Annotated in this window: 12 protein-coding genes; 10 read left to right on the top strand and 2 right to left on the bottom strand. The window is 58.7% G+C overall.

What is annotated here, in order from left to right:
* Positions 1-31 precede the first annotated feature (31 nt).
* From B2A78_RS19580 to B2A78_RS19535, 10 genes are all read left to right on the top strand, one after another.
* The gene (locus B2A78_RS19580; protein ID WP_205780838.1) at positions 32-1186 is read left to right on the top strand and encodes a polysaccharide biosynthesis/export family protein; all 1155 of its coding nucleotides are present in this window, start codon (positions 32-34) and stop codon (positions 1184-1186) included.
* 259 nt (positions 1187-1445) lie between these two features.
* Complete coding sequence (locus B2A78_RS19575; protein WP_240502600.1) at positions 1446-3680, top strand: polysaccharide biosynthesis tyrosine autokinase; 2235 nt, start codon at positions 1446-1448, stop codon at positions 3678-3680.
* Positions 3681-4491: 811 nt separating this feature from the next.
* Positions 4492-5748, top strand: a complete 1257-nt coding sequence (locus B2A78_RS19570; protein WP_077731728.1) for an O-antigen ligase family protein — start codon at positions 4492-4494, stop codon at positions 5746-5748.
* Complete coding sequence (locus tag B2A78_RS19565; protein ID WP_077731727.1) at positions 5729-7060, top strand: lipopolysaccharide biosynthesis protein; 1332 nt, start codon at positions 5729-5731, stop codon at positions 7058-7060. Before B2A78_RS19570 ends, B2A78_RS19565 begins: the two co-directional genes overlap by 20 nt.
* A 274-nt stretch (positions 7061-7334) precedes the next feature.
* Positions 7335-8330 carry a methyltransferase domain-containing protein gene (locus B2A78_RS19560; protein ID WP_077731726.1) on the top strand — a complete coding sequence of 332 codons (996 nt, stop codon included), beginning with the start codon at positions 7335-7337 and terminating at the stop codon, positions 8328-8330.
* Between the two features lie 22 nt (positions 8331-8352).
* Complete coding sequence (locus B2A78_RS19555) at positions 8353-9195, top strand: glycosyltransferase family 2 protein (RefSeq protein WP_240502599.1); 843 nt, start codon at positions 8353-8355, stop codon at positions 9193-9195.
* A gap of 17 nt (positions 9196-9212) precedes the next feature.
* Positions 9213-10079 (top strand): glycosyltransferase family A protein, encoded by an 867-nt coding sequence (locus B2A78_RS19550; RefSeq protein WP_077731724.1) that lies wholly within the window; start codon positions 9213-9215, stop codon positions 10077-10079.
* Positions 10072-11283, top strand: a complete 1212-nt coding sequence (locus B2A78_RS19545) for a glycosyltransferase family 4 protein (RefSeq protein ID WP_240502598.1) — start codon at positions 10072-10074, stop codon at positions 11281-11283. The genes B2A78_RS19550 and B2A78_RS19545 overlap by 8 nt, the downstream gene beginning before the upstream one ends.
* Before the next feature lie 259 nt (positions 11284-11542).
* Positions 11543-12469, top strand: coding sequence for a glycosyltransferase (locus tag B2A78_RS19540; protein WP_077731723.1), 927 nt, complete (start codon positions 11543-11545; stop codon positions 12467-12469).
* A gap of 167 nt (positions 12470-12636) precedes the next feature.
* A complete protein-coding gene (locus B2A78_RS19535) occupies positions 12637-13917 on the top strand; it encodes a HEAT repeat domain-containing protein (protein ID WP_077731722.1) in 1281 nt (426 codons plus the stop codon).
* Between the two features lie 269 nt (positions 13918-14186).
* Here B2A78_RS19535 and fae read toward each other — a convergent pair whose 3' ends face one another.
* Both fae and B2A78_RS19525 read right to left on the bottom strand, forming a co-directional pair.
* On the bottom strand, positions 14187-14705 hold the full coding sequence (gene fae, locus B2A78_RS19530) for a formaldehyde-activating enzyme (protein ID WP_077731765.1): 519 nt from the start codon (positions 14703-14705) through the stop codon (positions 14187-14189).
* Between the two features lie 267 nt (positions 14706-14972).
* The gene (locus tag B2A78_RS19525; protein WP_077731721.1) at positions 14973-16328 is read right to left on the bottom strand and encodes a PD40 domain-containing protein; all 1356 of its coding nucleotides are present in this window, start codon (positions 16326-16328) and stop codon (positions 14973-14975) included.
* Between the last annotated feature and the right edge of the window lie 40 nt (positions 16329-16368).

Genomic DNA, 16368 nt, shown 5'->3' with positions numbered 1-16368 from the left:
TGTGGGCCTTGCGGGAAAGGGGTAAGCATCCATGATTGCATCGTCATTTTCGAATTCGTTGGTCGGGAAGCCGGGGGCGCTGGCCGGGATTCTGGCGCTGTGGCTGTCCGTTTTTCTCCCCGGCTGTTCGCTGACCCCCGGCATGGATATGAAGCGGGGCAGCGATATCTCGGACGCGACCGTGCCGGTCATGAAGGACGGCAAGCTGGTCAAGGAGAAGGTCAAGATCGTGCCGATCACCGCCGATTTGATCATCGAGCGGGAAAACGCAAGACTGCAAGACGCCAGTAAGCTCACCCTGCCGAGCTCGGAAGCGGGGGCGGGGCCGTACCGGGTCGGGCCGCACGACCGGTTGCAGATCACGGTTTGGGATCACCCCGAGCTCAACGATCCGGGCGGAGAGAAGATTCTGCCCGAACTGGCGGGCAAGGTCGTTCAAGATGACGGCACGATCTTCTATCCCTATGTCGGCACCGTTCACGTGGCGGACAAAACCGTGTCCGAAATCAGGGATCTGTTGAGCGAGGGGCTTTCCAAATATTTCAAGAAGGTCAAGCTCGATGTCCGCGTGCTCTCGTTCGAGGCCCACAAAGTTGCCGTGGTCGGCGAGGTGAAACATCCGGGGGTCCAGTCGATGGTGGATACGCCGCTCAATGTCGCGGAAGCCATCAGTCGCGCGGGCGGCGTGACGGCGGAGGCGGATTTGAGTCACGTGACCTTGTCGCGCGGGGAAAAGCTCTATCCGATCAACCTCCAAGCCCTTTATGAACAGGGCAATAACGGCCAGAACTTGCAGCTGATGGACGGCGACGTGCTGAACGTACCCGATCGCTACCACAGCAAGGTCTTCGTCACCGGCGAAGTGGGGCGGCAGCAGGCGCTGCAAATCCACAAGGGCAAAATGACGCTCGCGCAGGCTTTGTCGGAATCCAACGGAGTCGACTTCAATACCTCCAACACGGAGGAGATTTACGTCATTCGAGCCGGACAGACCAAGCCGGAAATTTTTCAGCTCGACGGGGAATCGCCCGATGCCATGATTCTGGCCGAACAATTTTCGCTGCAGCCGCACGACATCGTTTTCGTGGGTACGGCGGGTGTCACTCAATGGTCGAGGGTACTCAACCAGTTGCTGCCGTCGTCCTTTAGCCAGGTCATGACCCGAGGGGCGTTTTATGGGTTCTAGCCCGGTTGCCGGAAGCGCTTCGTCTTTCGACTTCTCTCCCGAAGCAGAACCCGCAGTAGGTCGGGAATCCTTTCCCGACGCTAATGGATACTACCGGCACCTTCGTCGGCAAAGGGTTGCCGACCTACAACTGACGGTTCGTCCGAGATAAGCCTGGCCGGCGTGAAATCGAAGGGGCGTTTGTTGTTCCCGGCAAATGGCTTCGAAGATACGAATGGACTTCAGTCTCTTTCAACCGAATCGATATGTGGATTGAGTCATGAATATGCACGGACATAACGAGATTAGCCTGCTCCCGCCGCCGAACCTGTCGCGGATCGAGGAGCCGAGCGTCAGCATCAGGGACTATGTCGATCTGTTGCTCGAAGGCAAGAAAACCATCCTTCTGACATTGCTTTCGATATTGACGGTGACGGTGGTCTATCTGATCTTCGCGCCCCGCACGTACAAGGCGGATGCCCTGTTGCGGATCGACAAGAACAAGGCACTGCTCACGGCCCCGCTCCGCAGCGAGGCCAGCAAGTCTCCGGCCGAGGCCGAAAATCCGAGGGCGCAGCGGGAGGTCGAAATCCTGAGATCCCGTTCGGTTCTCGGCAAGGTCGTCGACGGTCTGAATCTGACGGTGGAGGTCACGCCCAGGTATCTTCCTCTGATCGGCGAGACGCTCGCGCGCTGGCACGATCCGCATGACGGCGTGGCCGGCGCCTGGTGGGGCTTCAACCGCTGGGCATTCGGCGGCGAGAGGATCAAGGTCGCCGATTTCACCGTTCCCGATCGGTATCTGGGAAAAGACTTCACCCTGATCGCTCTGGACGGCGGGCGCTTTCAACTGCTCGACCCCAAGGGAGAACCGGTGGGCGAGGGACGGGTAGGCGACAGCGTCGAGATCGATGTGGGCGAAGCCGTACCGGTCGTGATCAAGGTTTCGGAACTCAAGGCCCATCCCGGCACTTATTTCGATCTGACCCGGGAAAGCCGACTGACGGCCATCGAAAAACTGAAGAAGGCGTTCACCGTCAAGGAAGCCTCCAAGGATACGGATATTCTCAACGTCGAACTCAAGGGGCGCGAGCCTGAGCAGCTCGCCAAATCGGTCAACGACATCGCCACGACCTATGTAAATGCGACGGTGAACTGGGAATCGGCGGAAGCCGGGCAAAAATTGGCCTTCCTCGAAAGCCAGTTGCCTGTCGTGAAGGAGCGTCTGGAACGGGCGGAGCAGGCATTGAGCGCATACCGGCAGCAACACGGCGCGGTCGACATCTCCGCCGAGGCCGAGGTGCTCTTGAAGCAGGCGGCGGAAATGGAAACCCTGGGCATCCAGCTCAGACAAAAGTACGAGGAACAGACCCAGCGCCTTACGGACGCGCACCCCGACATGATGGCGACCAAAGCCCAGATCGGCCGGGTCGAGCGCAAGCTGGCGGACCTCAACAAGCGGATCAAGGAGCTGCCGCGCACGCAGCAAAACATGGTGAGCCTGTCGCGCGACGTGCAGGTCAATACCGAGCTGTATACCTCGCTGCTGAACAGTGCCCAGGAACAGCGCGTGGCCGCCGCGGGATCGATCGGCAATTCCCGTATCGTCGATTTTGCCGTTATCCCGGAAAAACCGCACTGGCCTAAGCCGATGCTTCTTATCGCCATAGCCACGGTGCTGGGCATGACCTTGGGGGCGGCGATCGTATTCCTGCGCAATTCGCTGCAGCGTCACGACAATTACCCGGCACTGCTGGAATACCGGGTCGGGATTCCCCTTTACGCGGCGATACCGCACAGCAAGAAGCAAAAGCGTCTGGCGAGATTGGTCGATCAGGATCAACCGGCGGTGCTGGCCAGCCAGGCGCCCCACGACATTTCGGTCGAATCGCTGCGCGCCCTGCGGACGACTCTGGAAGCCACGCTCGCCAGCGGCGAAAGCAAGATCATCATGATCAGCAGTCCCGCGCCCGGCATGGGTAAATCTTTCGTCAGTTCGAATCTGGCTGCGCTGTTGGCCAGCATCCGGAAGCGGGTGCTGATCATCGACGCCGACCTCCGCAACGGTCGGCTGCATGAAGCCTTTTCCGTTCAGAAAGAGCAGGGGCTCTCGGATCTCCTTGCCGGTACGGCTTCTCTGGCCGAGACGATCACCAGCCTTCCCGAGGTGGGAGTGGATTTCATCTCGAAGGGGCGGAACGTGTCCAACCCCGCGGAATTGCTGGTGCTCGGCGGCCTGGACGCGATCCTGGAGGACCTGAAAGCCTTCTACAACCACATCGTGATCGACTCGCCGCCGATCCTGGGCGCCACCGACGCCGCCATCATCGGCAAACACGCCGACGCCACCTTCCTGGTGGTCAAGGAAGGACGCTACACCGCGCAGGAACTGGAGGTCAGCTTCCGTCGCTTCCAGCACGTGGGCATCAAGCCGAACGGCTTCATCATGAACGACATGAAAGAAGGGTCGTCGTATTACCCGTATTACGGGTATGCGTATCCGAAGGCGGTTTAAAAGGATTTTGGTTTTTTCTAGTGTGAGGAAGCTGGTTGATGTTGGGCAAGCACGTAGATGTTCGCCTTCGGCGGGGATTTGTTTTAAAGCGGGGTGTCGCCCCGCACGCGGACTACGCTGCGAAGTCCGTCCGTGGACTTCGCCCTTCGGGCCAGCGTTCCGCTGTCCCAATTCGCTCCTGGCGAATTGGTCTTTTGCTCGGCCAAAAGAAAGTAGCCAAAGAAAAGGCCGCCCGGTTGCCGCTTGAATCCTGTGCTCCTCGCTTTCGGCGAGAGGCGATCGAAGGGCCATCCTTGGCCCTCGATCGCCGCGCAGAATCCATTCTGCGCCCCTTACGGGTTATTCCCGCCGAAAGCTCCGGTGCTCGGCGCGGCAAACGGGAGGAAAACACACGTCTTTGTCCGCTTAAACAACTCTATCCACACTCCACTGGCGAGATCGGCAATCGCCTCACAGTAGTCTGTTTCGGGATTGACCATTGTTCGATAAAAAGGATTTCGGTCTCCTTCCCGTATGGCGACCCCGAGCATCGGAGCCTCGGACCGGAACAGCCTGAAAGGGCGCGCGAGGGATCGCGCGCGGCGACCGAGGGACAGGGATGGCCCTTCGGTCGCCCCCGGTCCGAGGCGAGAAGCGCAGGATTAGGGGCGCCATTCGGGCGGCCTTTCTTTTGGGTACTTTTCTTTGGCCGCACAAAGAAAAGTATCTCGCCGGCGGGGCGAGACCCGCATCCAAATAACCCGCCGCATTAGCGGCACCATTAAAGAGAGCTTTGGTTGGCACTGCAAACAGCCAAGAAACTTTATAAACGATGAAAATCCGACTCGAAAAAGACCTACCCGTACTTCTGATCGCTCTGGTGAGCGTGTCGGCTCTTGCCTCGCTGCCTCAGGTCGAATCGGCGTGGAACGGGGTCAAGGAGGTTTACGGAGAGCAGGACTTCGGGTTGCGCATCTTGCGCGAAGTGATGCTGGTGGTCGTGGTCGGCTATGCGGCGCTGGAACGGCGGTTCTGGAACGGCGCGGCGACTGGTTCGATGTTCGCTTTCCTCGCGGTGGTCGCGAGCTATGCGCTGTTCGAGGTCGCCTACGCGCTGTTTCTGGATTTGCCGCTGGTGGTGCCGATGTCGGGCCTTCGCGTGTTCGAATACCTGCCGCTGGCACTGATCGGCTTCATGACGGCGCGGCTGGGCGCGGCCGAGACGGTGATCCTGAAGTTCACGTCTTACCTTCGTTATTACATCGTCCTGCAAGGCGTGTTGGCCATTGCCCAGGCGCTGTGGGCGCCGCCTCTGGTCGGAGTGTCGATTCTGGGCGGCGGCCGTCCGTTCGGTACCTTCGTCAGTCCCAATCTGTTCGGCGCGGCGATGTCGACCTGCACACTTTTCTTTGCGCTCGCCGAAGCCCCAAACGTCCGGAGATGGATGTACGCGACCACCTTTCTGGCGTTGCTGAGCGGGTCTCGGACGGCGCTGCTCAGTTCCTTCTTGGTTCTTTTCTTTCAGTTCTTTTCGGCGGTGCGTCCCCGCGACCGCTGGGCCTTGGTGCTGCCAGCCCCAGCTCTCGCGGTCGGCGCGCTGCTGTTGGCTTCGAGCCCGCTGCTGAGCGGCCGGGACGATGCCGATCCCACGCAGGACGGCCGCATCACGCTGTGGCAAAGAATGCTGAGCAACAATATCAATGACATGCCGGATCTTCTGTTCGGCTGGGGGCTCGGGCTAGGTTCCAATACCATCAACGTTTTGTTCGGCGCCGAACATTTTCCGGGGCAGTTCGATTCTGACAGCCTGTATCTTTTTCTGCTCAACGGGTACGGCTTGATCGGCCTCTTGGCTTATCTGGTGTTCGTCTGGATGTCCGCCAAAATGTCCGGTTATCCGCAAAAGGGATTGGCGATGACCTTCATTGTCGTGGCGGGTTTGCCATTCAATCTTTGGGAGTATTTTCCCCAGAATGCGATGCTGATGTTCCTGTGGGGCGCGGTCGTGGGAACCGCGCGTGCGCCGAATTTACAGCCGTCGCGGGCGACGGCGGCGAGTTACCGCGGCTATGGCGAACAAATCCGTTAAACCCTCGTCGGGACGGCGCATCTTCGGAGACGCCTCTTGGGCATTGCTCGGCCAGGTTGGGTCGGGCGTGGTGCTTCTTTTGGGCACCCGGATCATCACCGAATTGGTTTCGCCCGAGGTTTACGGCCAGGTCGCCTTGCTGACCGGCATCGTGGCGCTCGGCGTCGGCATTTTTGCCTATCCGTTTATCTGTGCGGGAATGCGTCTGCTGCCGGAGTGTCTGGAACCGGGCAAGCGGTCGGCGTTGCACCGGGTCGTCCGCGGTCTGGCCGCGCGTTCAAGCACAGTCGCCGTGTTTTTTCTGGCGTTCGGAGGGGCGGCGTACAGCCAGATGACCGGGTTGGATCCCTGGTTGTTCGGGGTCGCTGCCCTGCTTTTTTTAGCTACCGTGCGCCGGGAAATAGGATTCCAATTGTTGATCGGCGAACGCCGGCAGCGCGAAGCCAGCCTTTGGCAGACCAGCGACGGCATTCTGCGGCCGCTGTTCGCCATTCTGTTGGTGTGGTACTGGGGGCCGAACGCCGCCTGGGTGCTTTTGGGTTATGCCTTTGCCAGTATCGCCTCAAATACGGTCTGGTCGTTCGTTCACAGGCCCAAACGGAGCAAAAGGATCCGGCATCGTTCGGCAGTTCTGGGGAACCTCAAACGGGACGTCAGGGCTTATGCGGTGCCGCTGATTCCGATGGAACTGTTGTCCTGGTTCAGCGGCCTGGGCGACCGGTATATCGTCGGCTATTTGATGACGGCGGCGGATGTCGGCATCTACGCGGCCGCATACACCCTGACCAACGAGGCGTTCAACCGTAGCGCCATCGTGCTGTTGCGCACTTTTCAGCCGGTGTACTTCCAGCATTTCTCGGCGGGCCGGAAAGAGCAGGCGTTCAAGATCTTCTGGATTTGGCTGAGTTGCGTGGCCGCCATGGGCATAGCGGGCGTCGTGGCCCTGGTGGTGCTGAAAGACTGGGTGGCCGGCTTGCTGCTGGCGGGGAGCTATCACTCCGCGGCCGTACTGATGCCCATCATCGGGGCCGGTTGCGCGCTGCAAGCCTTGGGGATGGTGGCCTCGCAACCTCTGCTGGCGGTCAAGCGGACGCGGCCCTTGCTGGTCGGCCGTTTGTGCGGGGCCATCGCCGCCGCCGTCGCCATACCCTTAATGATTCAGAAATACGGTCTGATTGGCGCGGCCATGGCCGCTCCCGTTTATTTCGGCATCGAGGCCTTCGTCATGGCCATGCTGGCGAGGCCTTGGCGGATGATGGGCGCGGCTCGGCGGGAGGGCTTGTATCCGGAGCCCGAGGCTACGAGTTGTTGAACGGAGCGGATGATCCGAATCTGGAAGATTCGCCTTTCGAAATTGATTTCAACCCAGAAGTTGTGAAAAACCGTAGCGAGCGGCCCGCCTCCGCGCCGACAAATCGGCACGACAGCCGATTTGCACGGCAGTGCCGCCCCCGGAGGGTGCCGCACAGGGAACGTGCGGCATGACAAGCGCAGGCGTACATTGGAGTACGTTGAGCATCGCAGGAGTGGAGGCGGGCCGCGCAGTAGGTTTCTTCACAACCTCGTATTCCATAGGAGTTAGGTAAATGCCCGTACCTCTGTATTTTTTCTCTGATATCGCCTGGGACGAGAGCGATGCGGTGCTGGCATCGACGGGTTCCGCCATATACGGAGACATTCTGCGGGAATGCGTTGCCTGCGGCAGCGAGAATCTACGCTTTTGGCGAAGGAAGCGTTACCAGTACACCCTGGACAGCAGCGTCGAGACCTTTCATATCTGGCGCTGCTCCGATTGCGGTACCGGTTTTCTGAATCGGCCGCCTCATGCGGATTGGCTGAAAACCATTTACCAATACTCGGGCCAAGCGCTTACCGAACCGGTGACGGTCGCGGACATCCTCGCGCGCGAGGCGAAATTCCCCAACATCACGGTCGACGCCGCACGCATGGCGCGCAATGCGGATCGGTATAACGGTTCGGGAAACAAACGAGCGCTGGATATCGGTTCGGGTTTCGGATTCTACACGCAGGCCCTCAGAAGAGAAGGTTATCGCACCGTCAGCATCAATCCCGGCAGATATGAAAATGCCGTTTTCAAGGAGCTCAACGGGGACGAGCCGATACCTCTCATGTTCGACTCCTTTCAGGATTCAGAACCTTATGGGGTAGTCATGATGTCGCAGGTGCTGGAGCACCTTTTGGGACCGGAACAGGCGATCAGGAAAGTATCCGGACTATTGGCGCCGGGCGGTGTTCTGGCTTGTGCCGTGCCCAATTTCGAATCGTTTAACGTGAAACTGCTCGGTACTCAGGATAATGCCTGTTTATGGGTGCCGGAACATGTCAATTACTTTACGGAAAAAGGTTTGAGATTACTGCTCGAACATAACGGACTTAAGGTGGTGAAAATGGAACAGACAACCAGAATTCAACCGAAGGCACTGGCAAAACGCATCAAAGCCGGACAGATGTTGTCGTCTTTTCTGGAATCCCTGGTGATAAACCTGCAAAAGCCGTTTTCGCAAGTTGTCAATTCGCTGGGAATGGGCACGTATATCAGCGTATACGCCGTCAAATCGTAGCTGGTTCAACGGAAGAGATGAAATGAATAATCGTATGCTGACCATCGTGATTTTGACCAAGAACGAGGAAGACAATCTCCCCCGTTGCCTGGACGGGATACCCAACCGATACCCCATCGTGATCGTGGACTCCGGGAGTACCGACCGGACGATTTCGATCGCGAAAGAGCGCGGCTGCACGGTTTACGAAAATCCCTGGCCGGGCTTCGCGGAGCAGCGCAACTTCGCGCTGCAGCGCTGCAATATCAAAAGCCGCTGGATTTTGTTCGTCGACGCTGACGAGATTTATCCGGCTAGGTTCTATAACTGGTTCGAATCGCAGATCGCCGCCTCGGATTCGATCGATGTCGTGATGGCGCCGTCGATTCTTTATCTGCGCGGGAAACGGCTCGATTACGCTCCGGGTTACCCGATTTATCATCCGAGACTGGTGCGCAGGGATACCGCAAAATTCGTTACCAATCATACCGGTCATGGCGAAGCCGTGCTCGATACTTGCCGTATTTCGTATTCGCCCATTCCTTACGACCATTATTTCTATTACGGCGAAATCATCGAATGGATGCACAAGCATGTCGGCAAAGCGGCGCAGGAAGTGAGGCTGCATCCCACCGCGGGAGCCGTGATGACGGCGCGCGGCCGCTTGAGCGTTTGGCTCGGGCGCTCGGTATTCAGGATATTCGCCAGATTTCTGTATCACTTTGTACTGCGGCGGGGTTTTTTGGACGGCGCCGCAGGGCTGGAGTTCGCTCTGATGTTCACCTGGTATGAGGCCACCATATACCTGCAAGCAAAGGCGGACGCCAATCGGAAGCCGGTTTCTTCGGAGGGCGTGACGCCTTGCTCGAAAGTCATCCTTGAATAAAGGAGGAGGTATTTGCTATGAAGTGCTCACTTATTCTGGCGACGCTTGGAAGGGATGTAGAGCTGATTTATTTCTTGAATTCATTGCAGAATCAGACTTATCGGGATTTCGAGCTGATTGTCATCGACCAAAACAGAGACGGAAAAATAGATTCCGTCATCGCTTCCTGCAAGACCCGCTTTCCGGTAAACCACATAAAAGTGGATTTCAAGGGAAATTCGAGAGCCAGAGATTACGGCATCCGCTTTGCGCAAGGGGATATCATCGCATTTCCCGACGACGATTGCGTTTATGAAAAAGACGTTCTGAAAAAAGTGGTCGAGGAATTCCGGGATAAACCGAACATCGCCATTTTATCGGCCGGTTCTTACGATTTTTCGGAAACCCGGTTCAGTATAGGCGTCAATTCGAAATGGCCCAGATATTTCTCCCAGTTCTATATGATGGGCGTCGAGTTTACCCACTTTTTCAACCTGAAAAGGATGGATCGGAGCGAGTTTTATCTGGATCACGAGTTCGGAATAGGGGGCAAATATCCGGGCGCCGAAGGATTCGAGTTGCTTTACCGGTTGCTGCGCGCCGGAAACAAGGCTTTTTATGACCCGGATATAAAAATATATCATGCCGATAAGGACAATTATAAAGTCGGTACGGACAGGATGCTTTTGTATTCCGCAGGGGTCGGCGCCTATATCCGGAAGTTCACGAACGAATATGATTTGTCGATGCTGTATTACATTGCGAGAAAAATGTTTGTCGCACCCGTGATAAAAATGATGGTGGCCGCGGTATTGATGAATCGGAAAAGGTTCGTTTATTCCTATAACAATTTGATCGGCGTATGGCGGGGCTTTTGCGCATATGGGAGATACGGCCATGGATAATGTGATGGATGTAGGGGTCGTTTCGACGCACATTCCTCCCGCCAAAGGTTATGGCGGAGTATCGGTAACGGCCGCGGTCTTGACCAAGGCATGGGCGGAGTCGGGGCTCAAGATTTCGCTGGTATCCTCCAGCGAATCGATCGACCGCCGGCTGGAACCGTCGGACGTGCGATTGGGCGATACGGTGGAGGTCGGTCTGTACCGGTCTTATGGGTTCAAGCGCTGGGGGTTCGGGCTCGGGGCCATCCCCAAGCTGTTCGGATTGTGCGTCAAGGCGCCGGTCGTCTATATCCACGGCATCGCCACCTGGCCGTCCACGCTTGCGGCCATCTTCTGCGTGCTGCTGAGACGCCGTTTCATGGTTGCGGTGCACGGTGGTCTGATGCCCGAGCACGTCGCCCTGATCCGCCGGCGGAAACCGCACAAGTGGCTGTTCTATAGATGGCTCACGTTTCCCACGTTACGGCGAGCGATCGCCATTCATTGCACCAGCGAGACCGAAGCGGAAGGGATCAGGAATGTCCTCGGCGAGGATGCCCGCATCCTGCTGGTTCCGAACGGCATCGACAGCCGGCCTGTGAAGGTTGCGGATTATCCCGAGGGAGAAGGCATACAGATCTGTTTTCTCGGCCACATTCAGCAGGAAAAAGGCATCAACGCGTTCATCCGAGCCTGGCTCAGGACCCGGCGCGAAGCCGACCGCCTGGTGGTCGCCGGACGCAGCGTGGACGGGGCTTATTTCAAGGAATTTCAGGCTCTGGTCGAGCAGGCCGGCGGGGCCATCCGTTATCGAGGTTATCTCGGACAGGCCGAGGTCGCGGCGCTGCTGGCGGACAGCCATTATCTCGCGCTTCCGTCCGGCCTCGAGGAAACCGGCGGCATGCGCGAGAACTTCGGCAACGTGGTGGCCGAAGCCATGGCCGCTGGACGGCCGGTCCTGGTCGCCAGAGGCTTGGCTTGGGATCATGTCGAAGCCATGGCCGCCGGCTTCATCTTCGACCGCAGCGAAGATTCGGCATGCGAAATCCTGCGCCGGGCGCAGTCGTTGAGCCGAACGGACTGGGAACGGATGTCGGAAAACGCTAGACGGTACGTCGAGACGCATCTCGATCCGGTAAGGCTTGGCGAGCAGGTCTGGCGGGTGCTGAAGGGCTCCAATACGAACGCTTCGTCTCAGGAAATAGCTCTTTGCAGGCCGGAATAAGCTCTTATTCCAAATCGCTTTCAATAAGGCATTCATGTTTGTAGGGCGGGTTAGGCCGCAAGGCCGTAACCCGCCGAGCGGCCTCGAATCGGTAGGTTACGCGGAGCCTGTCCCGAGCGGAGCCGAGGGGCTAACCCACCCTACGGTTAATGTTCACTCGAATGCCGACTGGAATTAGGCCGGTTTCAGGACAGGCTCCCATACCCGGCCGTTTTCCCGGCACAAGACCGTATTCATTCGCATTACTCGGAGTTTTCTCATGACCAAGATCGGCCTGATTGTTCCAACCCTGAATGCAGGCGGCCTCTGGAAAACCTGGCTCGCCGCGTTCGATCGACAAACCCGAAAGCCGGATTGCCGCCTGGTCATAGACTCTTCGTCCAGCGACGACACGGCTGTCCTGGCGCGTTCCCACGGTTTCGACGTGCATGTCATCGCCAAGGCCGATTTCAACCATGGCGGAACCCGCCAGTTCGGAATCGGCCTTTTGCCGGAAGCCGAGATCATCGTCTTTCTGACCCAGGATGCCTTGCTCGCCGGCCCCGATGCCATCGAGCGCCTTCTGGAAGCTTTTGCGGACGAACGGGTCGGGGCTGCATACGGACGGCAGCTTCCTCATCGGGATTCCAGGCCGATCGGCGCCCATGCTCGTCTTTTCAATTACCCGCCGCAGAGTCAGGTGCGAAGCTTCGATGATCGCCGCCGGCTCGGCATCAAGACCGCGTTCATATCCAATTCGTTTGCCGCTTACCGGCGCAGTGCTCTATTCGAGGTGGGCGGGTTTCCCACTGACACCGTCATGAACGAAGACACCTTCGTCGCCGGAAAAATGCTGCTGTCGGGCTGGAAAATCGCCTACCGCGCGGATGCCCAAGTCCACCATTCGCATGATTATTCCTACGCGGACGAATTCAAGCGCTATTTCGATATCGGCGTGTTTCACGCCCGCACCCCTTGGTTGCAGCAAACCTTCGGGAAAGCGGCCGGCGAAGGTCGGCGCTACGTCCTGTCGGAACTTCGCTATCTCGTGAAAAACGCGCCTTGGCTGATTCCGTCCGCCCTGCTGCGGACCGGCCTCAAGTGGCTGGGCTTCAAAATGGGAAGTTCCTTGCACCGGAAGCTGCCCTTGTTTCTCAACCGGCGCCTAAGCCTGCATAGAGCCTACTGGCGCCGGGCTTTGCCCTAAGAGGGTGTGTGGGAAGCTACTACGCAGCCCGATGGCTTGGTTGCGCGGTACTCGGCCTCCTCATGTACTTCGTGTACGCTCCGGGGCCTTGCGTGCCGGGCGTCTCGCCCTCGAGCTGCTCGCTACGCTTCCCACTCACCCTCTAAGTCCGTTTTCTGGGTGGTGACATGAGCAAGACACAAGGAAAAGTTCGGCTGACGTTGCTCTTCTGGGGGTTCGTTTCCGCCGGGATGGCGGCGGAGGATTCCCAGCCAGTGGGTGCTTTGATCGATGCCGCCAAAAAGGACAATTCGGTCGTCCGCCGCGAGGCCGTAGAGAAGCTGGGCGAAACGGGCGATCCGCAGGTCTTCGATTCGGTCGTCGCCGCCTTGCGCGACGATAACCCTGAGGTTCGGCGGAAAGCCGCGGAGGCATTGGGCGAGCTCAAAGATCCGAGGGCGGTCGAGCCGCTGATCGGCAGCTTGAGGGACGACGACTCGGCGGTTCGATGGGCGGTTGCCGTGGCGCTGGGAGAGATGGACGGGTCGGCGGTCGAGCTTCTCGTCAATGCTCTCAAGGACAGCGAGCCTTCGGTCCGATGGGGAGCGGCGAAGGCGCTCGGAGAAATCAAAAATCCTTCGGTCGTGGAACCGCTGATCGGAGCTTTGTTCGACAGCGACGCTCTGGTTCGCCGCGAAGCCGTGGAGTCGCTTGGGAATCTTCGCGACCCCCGCGCGGTGGAACCGCTGGCGGAAGCCTTGAAAGACGCCGAACCCTCGGTCCAGTGGGATGCGGCGGTCGCGCTCGGACGCTTGAACGACGCTCGGGCGGTCGAATCCTTGATCGCAGCGCTCAAGGACAGCGAAGTGGGGTTCCGGGCCAAGCTTACGGAAGCGCTAGCGGCGATCGGTCCGTCCGCAGCGGAGGCTCTGGTAGCGGCACTGCGGAACAATGATCCGGGCGTCCGGTCCGGGGTAACCGAAGCCTTGGCGAGCATCGGCCGGCCGGCTGTCGACTCCCTGATCGCGGGATTTAGGGACGACGACAGCGAGTTTCGGCGGGCGGTCAGGGAAGCGTTGCTGACGATTGGGCCCGGCGCGACCGTCCCCTTGATAGCCGCGTTGGAAAATCCGGATTGGCGAATTCGCTACGGAGCCTCAGCAGCGCTCCGGAAGGCCAAGGATTCGCGCGCGGCGGATGCGATCTCCGCAAGAATCAAGAGTGTCGCTCCGCTGGCCGAAACCTACGGCGGACAGATCGAAAAAGGCGAGTCCGGAACCGAGGACCGGCTGATCGATGCTCTGAGCTTGCTGGGAAATCCGCGGATGGCCGCGGATTTCGTCCACTGCGGAAATCCGATGCTGGAAGCGGCCGGGCGCCGATGGTCCGAAGATCACGGCCGCCGGGTCCCGAATTTATCGGAGAAGAGGAAAAGCCCCCGCTGGGGCGAGCAGCAAACCGTCCTCTAATTGGGTAGCTCCGACGCTGCCTTTCTTCTTCCATTCGGCATTCGAGGCCTGAAGCCTACGATTTATAGGATGCGCTGACGAAGGAAGCGCATCAATCGCGAACGATGCACTTCCAATCGCAAATGGCATCTCTGGGAGCATCAGAGCTGCCCTTCCAATCGCAAACGGACCTTTAGTCGCGACCCTTCCAATCGCAAACGGTTGCTTTAGTCGCAACCCTTCCTTCGTCAGCGCATCCTATGTAATGGCGCCCTAACCCTTGCCTTTCCTTAATCGTGCGCTGCCAGCGGATGATGCGCCACTTCCTCCTGTGCGATGACTTCGGCTGGCGTGGGCGATCCTTCGATGGCGCGCTTGATCGACAGCTTGGTCGCCTCGTAATTCCAGTCCTGAATCTTGTCGTCGTCGTCGGCTTCCCAATGGATGAAGACGCCGACACAGATGAACGTGTTCTCGGCTTCATCCATCGGGATGATGCCGTCCCTGACGCTGTCCACCACGGCCTTGGCAATGCCGCGCTGCGCCGGCCCGAACATCTGGGTCGCCTGCTTCTCGTTCTTGATTTCGACTTTGTTGAACAACACCGTGTGGGGTTTGGCCATGAGATTGGGAGCGACCAGCGCCAGCAGCGCATTGTCGCCCCGCTTCTGATTGGTCAAAGCGATGCAGAATGCGGTCTCCGCATTACTGCCACGCGGTCCCATGATCAGATCGATATGCGCGACCTCTTTGCCTTCTCCTACCAAGGCTTCGCCCACCAGCACTCGATCGATTTTCGGCACTTGCATTTGCATGGTAATCCCTCCTTTGAATGCGCTTATCGGCGGAACAAACGTCCGGTTCCGAGCGCAAAGTCGCCGAAGCGTCTGCACCCGGTTTGTCACCCTTAGATCACGAGTCGGGCGGAATCGTTGCAGGTTCTTATTGAAATGGCGGCAAGCCGGGAAGGCTGTGTTCTACCCATCCTGCGCGGTTCTTAATCGCTCAAGATGCCCTCGACGCGTCTCCCGTGAGCGTACGTTTGGTAGTCCCGGAGACGGAATCCCCGCCGATGATCACCGGCCTCGAGATAAGAAAGTCGTACTCACCGATTCGGCATTGCTTCCGCCGTCTGTAAGGCCGTCATCGAGTGGCGTTTCCTCGGGTTCTACACAGTCGGCCAGGAATATTTCATCGAAGTTGTCGCTATTGCCCCCGGTCAGGTCGGACCTCGACACGAAGGCGATGCGTCTCCCGTCGAAACTGATCGAAGGACTGATACTGCTGCCCGCCGCGGCATCGGTGACCGGCGTAAAGGCGCCGGTAGTGATATCGAATAAGACGATTTCGAGACTGCCGTCGGGGTTGGTCCCGGTTAAATCCCGGCCGGACACAAAGGCGATACGGGCGCCGTCGCCACTAATCGATGCGGAGTAGTTCTCGAGGAGAGGGTCGCCCTCGGTGGAATAGGTGATCTGCGTGAGTACGCCTGCGGTCGCGTCGAACAGGAAGATCTCGTCGTTGCCGTCGGTGTTGCCGCCCGTCAGGTCCTGGTTGGAGTGAAAGGCAATGCGGGTACCGTCGGCATTGATGGATGGAGCGAAGTTGCCGATTCCGGCCGCGCTTGCGATGGAGTTGGTGAGCTGCGTCGTGGCGTTGGTCGCTGTGTCGAACAGGAATATCTCCCGGTTGAAGTCGGGATTCCCGCCGGTCAGGTCCTCATCGGATTCGAAGGCGATGCGGGTGCCGTTTGCGCTGATCGACGCATTGAAGCTGCCGGCCCTGGCGGGGGAATTGGTGATCTGAGTGGTGCTATTGGCCGCCGTGTCGACCAGGTCTATTTCAGAGTTGCCGTTAGGGTTCTGACCGGTCGGATTCGCGTTGGACTCGAAAGCGATACGGGTGCCGTCGGCGTTGATGGATGGCAGGAAGGCCTGGCCGATTCCGGCGTTTTCGGTGAGCTGCGTGACGGCGCCAGCCGTGGCGTCGAACACAAAGATCTCTCTGTTCAGCTCCGGGTTCTGCCCGGTCAAATCCGCAGTCGACTCGAAGGCGATACGGGTACCGTCCGCGTTCAGAGAGGGAGCATGGTTGGCCGGCGCTGATCCGCTCGTCGTATTGGTAATCTGGGTGACGGTGTTCGTATTGGTATCGAACAGGAAGAGCTCGAAATTGCGGTCAGCATTGCCTCCCGTCAGGTCCGCGTCGAGATGAAAGGCGATGCGGCTGCCGTCGGCGCTTATGGACGCATTGTTTTGCTGGACGATGGCTCCGAACGTGTTCCCGTCGGTGAGCTGCGTGATGCCGCAGGTCAATTGGGCGAGCGCCGTCTGCGACCAGATCCCCATCAACGGCAGGGCGACCGACAAGCCTGCACGGAGATGTTTCTTCGCTCTGCCCGTTCCCTGCTCGTTATTCCTTAACGCCTTCATGATTCCCTCCTTCCTCAAAGGCGCATCCTTTCAATTCGAG

Origin of the sequence: Methylocaldum sp. 14B, assembly GCF_002005105.1 — a bacterium.
In the GTDB taxonomy this organism is placed as follows: domain Bacteria; phylum Pseudomonadota; class Gammaproteobacteria; order Methylococcales; family Methylococcaceae; genus Methylocaldum.
The sequence above is the reverse complement of the archived record's forward strand: the minus strand, read 5'-3'. Positions and strand labels throughout refer to the sequence as shown.

What these genes read in the sequence shown, in the direction of transcription:
- B2A78_RS19580 (WP_205780838.1), top strand. Translation starts at nt 32, where the DNA reads ATGATTGCATCGTCATTTTCGAATTCGTTGGTCGGGAAGCCGGGGGCG.
- B2A78_RS19575 (WP_240502600.1), top strand. Translation starts at nt 1,446, where the DNA reads ATGAATATGCACGGACATAACGAGATTAGCCTGCTCCCGCCGCCGAAC.
- B2A78_RS19570 (WP_077731728.1), top strand. Translation starts at nt 4,492, where the DNA reads ATGAAAATCCGACTCGAAAAAGACCTACCCGTACTTCTGATCGCTCTG.
- B2A78_RS19565 (WP_077731727.1), top strand. Translation starts at nt 5,729, where the DNA reads ATGGCGAACAAATCCGTTAAACCCTCGTCGGGACGGCGCATCTTCGGA.
- B2A78_RS19560 (WP_077731726.1), top strand. Translation starts at nt 7,335, where the DNA reads ATGCCCGTACCTCTGTATTTTTTCTCTGATATCGCCTGGGACGAGAGC.
- B2A78_RS19555 (WP_240502599.1), top strand. Translation starts at nt 8,353, where the DNA reads ATGAATAATCGTATGCTGACCATCGTGATTTTGACCAAGAACGAGGAA.
- B2A78_RS19550 (WP_077731724.1), top strand. Translation starts at nt 9,213, where the DNA reads ATGAAGTGCTCACTTATTCTGGCGACGCTTGGAAGGGATGTAGAGCTG.
- B2A78_RS19545 (WP_240502598.1), top strand. Translation starts at nt 10,072, where the DNA reads ATGGATAATGTGATGGATGTAGGGGTCGTTTCGACGCACATTCCTCCC.
- B2A78_RS19540 (WP_077731723.1), top strand. Translation starts at nt 11,543, where the DNA reads ATGACCAAGATCGGCCTGATTGTTCCAACCCTGAATGCAGGCGGCCTC.
- B2A78_RS19535 (WP_077731722.1), top strand. Translation starts at nt 12,637, where the DNA reads ATGAGCAAGACACAAGGAAAAGTTCGGCTGACGTTGCTCTTCTGGGGG.
- fae (WP_077731765.1), bottom strand. Translation starts at nt 14,705, where the DNA reads ATGCAAGTGCCGAAAATCGATCGAGTGCTGGTGGGCGAAGCCTTGGTA.
- B2A78_RS19525 (WP_077731721.1), bottom strand. Translation starts at nt 16,328, where the DNA reads ATGAAGGCGTTAAGGAATAACGAGCAGGGAACGGGCAGAGCGAAGAAA.